This is a genomic window from Verticiella alkaliphila, from assembly GCF_018904615.1.
In the GTDB taxonomy this organism is placed as follows: domain Bacteria; phylum Pseudomonadota; class Gammaproteobacteria; order Burkholderiales; family Burkholderiaceae_B; genus Verticiella; species Verticiella alkaliphila.
Window position 1 is genome coordinate 1 of the sequence record NZ_JADCNH010000065.1, and the last position, 9,985, is coordinate 9,985.

The following is a 9,985-nucleotide window of genomic DNA, read 5'->3' on the forward strand; positions in this document are numbered from 1 at the left end:
CATGCGAGCACCAGCGGCCACCGCACCGCCCACGCCCGTCGCGGCGGCACCGACAGCCACTGCGGTTCCGGCTGCACCGACGGCGGCGCCGGCCATCGCGCCTGCGCCGAGTTGGGGCGCACCGGACACGAGGCCCGTGGCGATGCCAGGGCCGAAGATCCCGAGCGCCAGCAAGGTGAGCGAGGCCAGCATGATGACCAGCGCGTGGTCGATGTTCGGTTCGGCGGGATGGACTTGGAACTGCGAGAACAGGCCCGAGCCGATGCCGACGATCACGGCCAGCACCAGGACCTTGATACCGGCGGCCACGACATTGCCCAGCACCTTCTCGGCGAGAAAGCTGGTCTTGTTCCACAGCGCGAACGGCACCAGCACGAACCCGGCGAGCGTGGTCAGCTTGAACTCGATCAGCGTGATGAAAAGCTGGATCGCCAGCACGAAGAAGCACAGCACCACGACCAGCCACGCGAGGAACATCACCACGATGGGGTCGAGGTTCACGAACACCTCGGGGAAGCCGGCCATCTCGCCGATCTGCTCCAGAATCGGCGCCCCGGCGTCGATGCCGGTCTTCGCGAGCCGGCCCGGCTGCAAGAAGTTCTCCATCGTGATGGACGAGCCGGTGGCGGTGATGCCCAGCCCAGCGAACGAGCGGAACACGATGCTGGCCAGCCAGTTGAAGTTGTTGAGGATGTAGGCGAAGGCACCGACGTAAAGCACCTTGCGCAGCAGCTTGGCGATCACGTCATCGCCCTGGCCGGTAGCGTGGCTCATGGCCCAATACAGCCCGGCGATCGTCATGTCGATGACGATCAGCGTGGCCGTGAGGAACGCCACTTCGCCGCGCAGCAGCCCGAAACCCGAGTCGATGTAGGTGGCGAAGGTGTTGAGGAACTGGTCGATGATGGTCACGTCATTCATGGCGTGCCCTCCGGGGCGGCGGGCAAGGCCGGCGCGGTGCCATCGGCCGGTTCCTCGAAGCTGGGCGGGATCGGCGGCATGTCGGCCAGCGTCCGGTATTCATCCGGCCCGGCCTCGCCGGAAAAGAAGCGCCGCCGGAAGGCTTCGGCGGCGGCGCGGCAAGCGTCCTCGCCCGTGGCCTCCCGGTCGGCCGCGCATTGCGCGCGCAACGCCTTGAGCCGCGCGGGGTCGGCAGCCAGGGCATCGGCGAGGTTGTCGGCCGGCTGCTCGCCGCAAGCGGCCAGCAGCACGGCACCAAGGACGAGGACGCATCGCATGTCGGCCCCCGTCAGTCGCGGTAGAAGTTGACGGACTGCGGCGTGTACGGCGTGCCTTCCCCGAGGAAGCGCCGCCGCACTTCGCGGGCGCGCTCGGTCGCCGCCGCCTGCCGCGCCAGTTCCAGCGAGGCGGCCCGGTCTTGCGTGATCTGGAGCCGCTGCGACTGGATCGACTGCTTGGCCTGCAAGGCGAGCAACTGGTTCGTGGCCTGCATCGCCTGCAACGCGCCTTGCGCCGACTGGCTCTTGCCAACCAGATCGGCCAGCACGCTTTCGTCTTCGCCCAGGTTCTGCGACACCTGCGCCTGCATCTGCATGGTGGTCTGCAAGCCGTTGAGCGTGTTCTTCCACCGCTCCTGGGCATCGCGGTACATCTGGTCGCCGCTGACGGTGGCGGCGTACTGCTCCGGGTACAGGCGGGCAAACTCCCGATCCAGATTCGTCACGTCGTAGGCCAAGCCTCGGGCCTGGGCGATCAGCCGCTCGGTCGTCGCCAGGTTGGCGCGCAACTGGCCGACCACGCTGGACGGCAGGCTGGCGAGGTTGCGCGCCTGGTTCATCAGCATTTGCGCTTCGTTCTGGAGCTGGCGAATCTGGTTGTTGATCTGCTCCAGCGTGCGGATCGCGGTCATCGTGTTCTGCACGAGGTTGGTGGGGTCGATCACGACCCATTGCGCATGGGCAGTGGCGGTGCAAAGCATGGCCGCGATGGCAGCGGCGACAAGGCGCTTCTTCATGGCAGGATCTCCTGTGGGTGGTCAGCGAAGGAACCCGGCGCGAGGCCGGGGAACGAGGGCAGCAGGTCAGCCGCCCAATCGAGGCCGCGATGGCGCAGCCAGGCGCCCGCGAAGCCAGGCGTGCCGGCGTCCAGCAGCACGCGGTCTATGTCGCGCTGGTCTTGCGGCGTGGAAGCGCCCGCAAACGCCAACGCTGCCGGCCCCAGGTCGAGGTCGAATAGGCGGTTGCCGAGGCGGGATTGGTAGTAGTAGTCGCGCTTGGGCTGCGCGGTGGCGACGATCTCGATCTGCCGCGAATTTAGGCCGAAGCCTTCGTAGATCGTGCGAATCTGCGGCTCGGTCGCCTGCGGGTTCGGCAGGAAGATGCGGCTTGCACAGCTTTCGATGATCGCGGGCGCGATGCTCGAATCCTTGATGTCCGCAAGCGACTGTGTGGCGAAGATGACGCTGACGTTCTTCTTGCGAAGCGTCTTGAGCCACTGCCGGATGCGCGCGGCAAACACGGGGTCATCGAGGAACAGCCACGCTTCATCGAGGATCAGCAGCGTGGGCGCACCGTCAAAGCGTTCATCGAAACGCGCAAAGAGGTAATGCAGCACGGCCATGACGGCGGCCTTGCTGTGCATCAGCTCCTCCATCTCGAAACCCTGCACGTCGGCCATGCCCAGCCGGTCGTGATCGGCATCCAGCAGCTTGCCGTGCGCGCCGCCGAGCACATACGGCGCGAGCGCCTGGCGCAGCGCATTGCTCTGCAACAGCACGGACAGCCCGGTCATCGTGCGCTGCTCCACCGGCGCACCGGCAAGGCTGCCGAGTGCCGACCAGATGGCCGCCTTCTCGTCCGGGCCGACCGCCACGCCTTCGTGCAGCAAGCGCCCCTCGATCCATTCGGCGGCCCAGGTGCGGTAGCCCTCGCGGTCGATGCGGGCGAGCGGCTGGAAGGCGATTTCGCCATCCATGCTCAGGTCGTAGTGCTCGCCGCCCAGCCCGAGGATGGTGGCGCGCATCGAGCGCCCCATGTCGAAGGCGAAGATGCGCGAGCCGCGATAGCGGCGGAACTGCATCGCCAGCGTGGCGAGCAAGACCGACTTGCCCATGCCGGTCGGGCCGGCGACCAGCGTGTGGCCCACGTCGCCGATGTGCGTCACCAGCCGGAACGGCGTCGCGCCATCGGTGCGTGTGACGATCAGCGGCGGGCCGCCCAGGTGGTCGTTCTTCTCCGGCCCGGCCCATACCGCCGACACCGGCATCATGTGCGCCAGGTTCAGCGTCGAGACGATGGGCTGGCGCACGTTGGCGTAGGCGTTGCCGGGGAGCGAGGACAGCCACGCATCCACGGCATTGAGCGTTTCGGGGATGGTGACAAAGCCCCGGCCCTGGATGACGCGCTCCACCATGCGCAGCTTCTCGTCGGCTGCGCCGGCGTCCTCGTCCGTGACGGTGACGGTCGCCGTCAGGTAGCCGAAGGCGACTTGATCGCTGCCCAGCTCCTGCAAGGCGGCATCAGCGTCGGCGGCCTTGTTGTTCGCGTCGGTATCGACCAGCGGGCTTTCCTGCTGGAAGATCGTTTCGCGCAGCAGCGCAATGACGTTCTTGCGCTTGGCAAACCACTGACGGCGCAGGCGGGCGAGTTCTTTTTCCGCCTCGGATTTATCCAGGCACAGAAAGCGCGTACTCCAGCGATACCCAAATCCCAGGCGGTTGAGGTCGTCCAGAATCCCCGGCCAGGTCGAGGTCGGGAAGCCCCGCACCGACACCACACGCAGGTGCCGGTCGCCCAGCATGGGCGCCAAGCCACCGACCAGCGGCGAGTCGGTCAGCAGCGCGTCGATGTGGAAAGGCACCTCGGGCACGCCGACGCGAAAGCGCCGCGTCGAGATAGTCGAATGCAAATAGGTCAGAGTCTGCGCGTCGTCCAGCCAGGCGATTTCCGGCATCACGCCATCGAGCAGGTCGAAGACGCGATCCGTTTCCGCGACGAAGGCTTGCAGCCGCTCGCGCCAGTCCACGCCACTCGTCGGCGTGTTCTCGTAGAGCATCTTGGCGGCTCGGGCGCGCGATTCCTCGGGCGGCAGGTACACCAGCGTCAGGTGATAGCCGCTCTCGAAGTGGTGGCCGGTATCCTCGAAGGCCGAGCGGCGTTCTTCGTCCACCAGCCACGAAAGCGGCTCGGAAAAGTCCGAGTGCGGGTAGTCGGCGGCGGCGCGGCGCTCGGCCTCGATGAACAGCGCCCAGCCCGAACCCAGCCGGCGCAGCGCGTTGTTCAAGCGCGCCGACGTGGCGATCAGCTCGCCTTGCGTTGCACTGTCGAGGTCAGGCCCGCGAAACCGGGCCGTGCGCTGGAAACTGCCGTCCTTGTTCAAGACGACACCCGGCGCGACCAGTCCGGCCCAGGGCAGCCAGTCGGCGAGCAGCGCGGGCCGCTGGCGGTATTCGGCGAGGTTCAGCATGGCGGCCCCCTCACACGTCCAGCAGCGGGCGGTGTTTGATGTGCCGGGCGAACACGGCCATGAACTGCGGATCGACGCGCGCACCCCATACCGCCAGCGAATGGCCGACGATCCAAAGCACGACGCCCGGAATCCACAGTTGCAGGCCCAGCCCGACGGCGGCGGCCAGCGTCCCGTTGGCAATCGCCACGGTGCGCGGTGCGCCGCCCAGCAAGATCGGCTCGGTGAGCGAGCGATGCAGCGGCACCTCGAACCCGGCTGCGAAGCTATCCGGGGCGCTCATACGACAGCCCCGCCCGAGAACGAAAAGAACGATAGGAAGAAGCTCGAAGCCGCGAACGCGATGGACAGGCCGAACACGATCTGGATCAGCTTGCGGAAACCGCCCGACGTGTCGCCGAAGGCCAGCGCGAGGCCCGTGGCGATGATGATGATGACGGCCACGATGCGTGCCACCGGCCCCTGGATGGATTCGAGGATGGATTGCAGCGGGCCTTCCCACGGCATCGAGGAACCGGCGGCCTGCGCGGTTCCGGCCAGGAACAGCAGCAGCGCGGCCAGCAGCAGCCCTTGCCCCGCAGGGCGGCCCAGGCAGCGCAGCCGCGCGAGGATGGACAGGTGCGAAGGCGGATTTACGGAAACACGGAAGGCATGGGCGTGCGTCATGGCAGTTCTCCAGAGGGATTGAGGGACGGGGATGAGGAAGTCGCCGCAGCGGATGCGGCATCGGGAACTGGCGACAGCTCGGGAAACGGCGTGTCCATCGCATCCGCCAGTTGGTAGCCAACGCCGTCGAAGCCGACGACGCGGGCGATGCTCTCGATGCGGCGCTTCCGTCCGCGCCCGGCGATGTGGATCACCACGTTGACCGCCTCGGCGATCAGCGCACGCGGCGGGTTCACCGCCACTTCGAGAATCAGTTGCTCCATGCGCAGCAGCGCGCCCAGCGCGGAACCGGCGTGGATCGTGGCGATGCCGCCGGGATGGCCTGTGCCCCACACCTTGATGAGATCTAGTGCCTCGGCTCCGCGCACCTCGCCGACGACGACGCGATCAGGCCGCAGGCGCATGGATGAGCGCACCAGCTCGGTCATGGACACCACGCCGGAGCGCGTGCGTAGCGGCACGTGGTCGCGGGCGACGCATTGCAGTTCCACGGTGTCTTCGAGCACCAGTACGCGGTCGCCGGTGGCGGCTATCTCGGCCAACAGCGCGTTCGCCAAGGTCGTCTTGCCGCTGCTGGTGGCCCCGGCGATCAAGACGTTCTGGCGCTCGCGCACGGCGCGCACCAGAAAGCCTGCCTGGGCGGCGGTCATCATTCCGTCCACGACGTACCGCTCCAGCGGGATCACGCCGATGGCGCGCTTGCGCAGCGCGAAGGCCGGCCCCGGCGCGGCGGGCGGCAAGATGCCCTCGAAGCGTTCGCCGGTTTCGGGCAGTTCGGCGGACAGCAGCGGCTGGCCGCGATGCACCTCCGCGCGACGTGGGTCGCGACCAGGCGGATGATTCGCTCGCCATCGGCTTCGGGCAGCTCCACGCCCATAGGCGCGCGGCCCGACGACAGGCGATCCACCCAAAGGGTGCGGTCGGGGTTGAGCATGATTTCCACCACGTCGGGGTCTTCGAGCGCGGTGGCGATTAGCGGCCCCATTGCCGTGCGCAGCATCTGGATGCGCCGGTCGAGCGACGTGGCACTCATGGATTGGGGAACGGCACTCATGACGCACGCTCCCGCGCCTGAGCCGCTGCGGCGGCGTCCTCCATCCGCATCGGGTCGGGGTGCAGTTCCTCCACCACGTCGCGCACCAGGCTGCGTCCGCGCATCAGGTGGCGGCCAAGCTGCTCGGTGAACTGCTCGAAGCGCGCCTTGCCCTGAGCACGGGCCGCGTCTTGGTGCGCTTCGGGAACCGGCGTGCTGACGGTCAGGTAGTAGCGGATGAAAAGCGCCAGCGTCTCGATGGCGATGTTCTGGTCGCGCTCCATGCGCTCGGCCTGGCGCGACAGCCGATCAAGGCGCTTGGCGATAGCGGCCTCGCGCTGGTCGGCGGCATCGGGCGACAGCCACGATGCGAGCGCCGCCGCGACGATGGATGACTTGGACACGCCTTTCTTGGCGGCCAGTTCATCGAGCCGCTGGGCGTGCTCGGGCTGAATAAAGAGGTTCAGGCGGTAGCTCATAGCTCGATTCCGTCGTTGGGGTCGAGGGACGCCAGCCGGGCCACGCGCTGCATGGGCGGATCAAGCTGGCGAGGAAGGGGAAGCGGCAGGTCGTCGTCGTCATCGAGCAGCGCCAGGTCGGCCGCGGGCGCGGCCAGCTCGGGGTCGTAGGCGACGGTTTCGGAAAGCTCTGGCTGACGGCGCGGGCCGCCGTCGTCAGTGCTGGCCGGGAAGCCCTCGGCTTCTCCGGCGGCAGGCGGAGTCAGCACGGCGGGGATCGCCAAGCCGCTCCAGTCGTCAGCGCGCGCAGGCGGCGCGTCCGCGTACTGCCCGTCCGCCAGCGCAGGCGGCGGCATGACACGCTGCTTGAAATTGGTGTCGGCGTAGTAGCGCAGCTTCGTGGCCTTGATGGGGGCCACGCTGGACACCATCACCACGGCCTCATCGGGCGGAAGCTGCATGACTTCACCCGGCGTCAGCAGCGGGCGGGCCGTCTCTTGACGCGACACCATGAGGTGGCCCAGCCACGGCGCGAGCCGGTGGCCTGCGTAGTTGCGCTGGGCGCGCAGCTCGGTCGCGGTGCCCAGCGTCTCGGAGATGCGCTTCGCTGTGCGTTCGTCGTTCGTGGCGAACGTCACGCGCACATGGCAGTTGTCGAGGATGGAGTGGTTCTGCCCATACGCCTTGTCGATCTGGTTGAGCGACTGCGCGATGAGGAAGCTGCGGATGCCGTAGCCCGCCATGAAGGCCAAGGCCGTCTCGAAGAAGTCGAGCCGGCCCAAGGCCGGGAACTCGTCGAGCATCAGCAGCAGCTTGTGCCTGCGCGCTATGCCGTCCGAGCCGTCCAGCGATTCGGTCAGGCGCCGGCCGATCTGGTTGAGGATCAGGCGGATGAGCGGCTTTGTGCGGCTGATGTCCGAAGGCGGCACCACCAGGTACAGCGACACCGGGTGCTCGGCGGAGATGAGATCGGCGATGCGCCAGTCGCAGCGCGACGTGACTTCGGCCACCGTGGGATCACGATAGAGGCCCAAGAACGACATGGCGGTGCTCAACACGCCGGAACGCTCGTTGTCCGACTTGTTGAGCACTTCGCGCGCCGCCGAAGCGACGACGGGATGCGGGCCATCGCCGAGATGCGGCGTGGTCATCATCCGGTGCAAGGTCAGCTCGAAGGGGCTGGCCGGGTCACTGAGGAAGTTGGCGACGCCGCGCAGCGTCTTGTCTTCGCTCGCGTAGAGCACATGCAGGATGGCCCCGACCAGCAGCGCGTGAGAGGTCTTTTCCCAATGGTTGCGCTTCTCCAGCGCGCCTTCGGGATCGACCAGAATGTCCGCGATGTTCTGCACGTCGCGCACTTCATGCGCGCCGCGCCGTACCTCCAGCAGCGGGTTGTAGGCCGCCGACTTCGCATCGGTCGGGTTGAACAGCAGGCAATGGCTGAAACGGCTGCGCCAGCCGGCGGTGATCTGCCAGTTCTCGCCCTTGATGTCGTGGATGACCGCTGAAGCCGGCCAGCTCAACAAGGTGGGCACCACCAGGCCGACACCCTTGCCGCTGCGCGTGGGCGCGAAGGTCAGGACGTGCTCTGGCCCTTCATGGCGCAGGTACTGGCGGTCGTGCTGGCCGAGGAACACGCCCGCTGGCTGCGTGAGGCCCGCCTTGCGAATGTCCTGCGCGTTCGCCCAGCGGGCCGACCCGTAGGTCGTGACCAGGCGTGCCTGCCGCGAGCGCCAGACCGACATGGCAATGGCGACGGCCACGGCGACCATGCCACTGCTGCCCGCGATGGCTCCGCCGGTGTCGAAGGTTTCCGGGGTATAGGCGCCGTAAGAAAACCACCACTCAAACAGCTTCCACGGGTGATAGATCGGCGTGCCAAGAAGATCGAACCAAGGCGAGCCAAGGCGTACTTGATAGCCAAGGGCTGCTGCTGTCCATTGTGTGGCGCCCCACACTCCGGCGATCACGATGCCGAATACCACGGCGATCTGACCGAATAGCACGTTCGTCCCTTGCATGACCTCGCCTCCGATTTCTCCTGCGCTGATTCCTCATGGAAAAAGCGGCACACGGACGTGCCGCAGGCGTCAGGATCGGTGCCGGGCCAGTGCCGGTCAAAGACCGTTTAGGACAGAAAGGTCGAACAAAAAGAAAGAATTAGCGCACTGGCGAGCCAAAGAAAAACGCCGCAAGCGCGGGCGCATTGCGGCGTGTTGGGCGGAAAAATGAAGGTAATGCGGCGAACCGACAACAATCAGAACTTGGGCGATTCCTTCGGTGGCGTGTACGGGGTTTCTCCGTCGCCATAGAACCGCTTGCGCGTGGCTTCGGCGACCCGATTACACAGCACGTCGCCCAGCTTGGCACGGTCGGTTTTGCATTGCTGGCGCAGCTCCTTGAGCCGTTCGGGGTTGGCTGCCAGTTCTTCCACCGTCGGGATATTTGCCTCCGAATCGGCGGCTTTCTGCGGCGCCTCGGATTGGCCGCAGGCGGTCAATGCGGCCGCCAGCAAGAAAGGAATGGTCTTCTTCACGGCGTAGGTACCTCCGGTAGGTCAAGAGTATGGCCCGTGATGGGCCGGGGAGATTCCGGTGATTCGATAGCCTGCACACGTTTAATGAAGCGTGTCAGCACATCGGAGGGGAAATTCTCTGGGCGGAGCAGGTACGTCGTCAGCGGCGGTACACGGGACGCCAGTGGTCGCGCTACCACGCCCGGTTCACGGCTTGCGACAATGTGCGCTGCACCCGCCAGGCCAAGTGCGAAGCCTGCCGATACGAGCGCCATCATCAGGTCGCAGGAAGCGACCCGCTCCGCAATTAGCGGCTCCATGTCCGCCCGACGCAGCACTCGATCAACGTGTTTGGCATGGCCTTCGCACACTTGCGGGTCGCACAAGACAAGCGGGTAGCGCAGCAACTCATCCAGAGGGATGCGTTTGTGGGCCAATAGCGGATGCCTCGCCGGCACCGCCACCATAAGCGGATCGCTCCAAGCCGGTAAAGCGACGATGCCATCGCCTGCCTCCCTGGACTGCGCGAATCCTACGTCGTACAGATCGTCATGTAGTCCCTTGATCTGTTGTGACAGTGGCACCTCGAAGAATCGGATTTCGACCTCTGGTTCTTCTTGTCGGCAGACGGCGAGCAAAGCAGATAGGCGTGACGGGGTGATGCCGTCGGACAGCGCCACGCGCAACTGTCCATGAAATCCATTGGCCGCTGCCCTCACACTGTCCCGTGCTTGTTCCAAGGCGGCGAAGACGCGGCGCACGTGCTCCAGAAACAGTTTCCCGGCGCGGGTGAGTTGAGTGCTGCGAGTGGTTTGGGCTTGCCCCATCCCGCCGGACAGGTTGTTTAACCTAACAAGCCGCCGCCTCGAACTGGATGGGGCTGACGTA

10 protein-coding genes and 1 pseudogene are annotated in these 9,985 nt (G+C 66.4%); all 11 read right to left on the reverse strand.

Annotated features, from left to right (window positions below; genetic code table 11):
* On the reverse strand, positions 1–921 hold a 921-nt coding region (gene trbL / locus IMZ29_RS21465; protein WP_216188171.1), incomplete at its 3' end, for a P-type conjugative transfer protein TrbL.
* Positions 918–1,238, reverse strand: coding sequence for a hypothetical protein (locus IMZ29_RS21470; RefSeq protein ID WP_023121622.1), 321 nt, complete (start codon positions 1,236–1,238; stop codon positions 918–920). The genes IMZ29_RS21470 and trbL, both read right to left, overlap by 4 nt.
* Before the next feature lie 11 nt (positions 1,239–1,249).
* Positions 1,250–1,975: a P-type conjugative transfer protein TrbJ gene (gene trbJ, locus IMZ29_RS21475; protein WP_023121623.1), complete on the reverse strand. Its 726-nt coding sequence runs from the start codon at positions 1,973–1,975 to the stop codon at positions 1,250–1,252.
* Positions 1,972–4,425 carry a conjugal transfer protein TrbE gene (gene trbE / locus IMZ29_RS21480; RefSeq protein WP_023121624.1) on the reverse strand — a complete coding sequence of 818 codons (2,454 nt, stop codon included), beginning with the start codon at positions 4,423–4,425 and terminating at the stop codon, positions 1,972–1,974. The genes trbJ and trbE overlap by 4 nt, the downstream gene beginning before the upstream one ends.
* 10 nt (positions 4,426–4,435) lie before the next feature.
* Positions 4,436–4,708, reverse strand: coding sequence for a VirB3 family type IV secretion system protein (locus IMZ29_RS21485; protein ID WP_023121625.1), 273 nt, complete (start codon positions 4,706–4,708; stop codon positions 4,436–4,438).
* The gene (locus tag IMZ29_RS21490) at positions 4,705–5,091 is read right to left on the reverse strand and encodes a TrbC/VirB2 family type IV secretion system protein (RefSeq protein ID WP_023121626.1); all 387 of its coding nucleotides are present in this window, start codon (positions 5,089–5,091) and stop codon (positions 4,705–4,707) included. Before IMZ29_RS21490 ends, IMZ29_RS21485 begins: the two co-directional genes overlap by 4 nt.
* Positions 5,088–6,145 (reverse strand): annotated as a pseudogene (gene trbB, locus IMZ29_RS21495) (P-type conjugative transfer ATPase TrbB). Before trbB ends, IMZ29_RS21490 begins: the two are co-directional and overlap by 4 nt.
* Complete coding sequence (locus IMZ29_RS21500) at positions 6,142–6,603, reverse strand: hypothetical protein (RefSeq protein ID WP_023121628.1); 462 nt, start codon at positions 6,601–6,603, stop codon at positions 6,142–6,144. The pseudogene trbB and the gene IMZ29_RS21500 overlap by 4 nt, the downstream one beginning before the upstream one ends.
* The gene (locus tag IMZ29_RS21505) at positions 6,600–8,603 is read right to left on the reverse strand and encodes a conjugal transfer protein TraG (RefSeq protein WP_033457389.1); all 2,004 of its coding nucleotides are present in this window, start codon (positions 8,601–8,603) and stop codon (positions 6,600–6,602) included. Before IMZ29_RS21505 ends, IMZ29_RS21500 begins: the two co-directional genes overlap by 4 nt.
* Positions 8,604–8,839: 236 nt before the next feature.
* On the reverse strand, positions 8,840–9,118 hold the full coding sequence (locus IMZ29_RS21510; protein ID WP_023121630.1) for an EexN family lipoprotein: 279 nt from the start codon (positions 9,116–9,118) through the stop codon (positions 8,840–8,842).
* A complete protein-coding gene (locus tag IMZ29_RS21515) occupies positions 9,115–9,924 on the reverse strand; it encodes a LysR family substrate-binding domain-containing protein (protein WP_443083799.1) in 810 nt (269 codons plus the stop codon). Before IMZ29_RS21515 ends, IMZ29_RS21510 begins: the two co-directional genes overlap by 4 nt.
* Between the last annotated feature and the right edge of the window lie 61 nt (positions 9,925–9,985).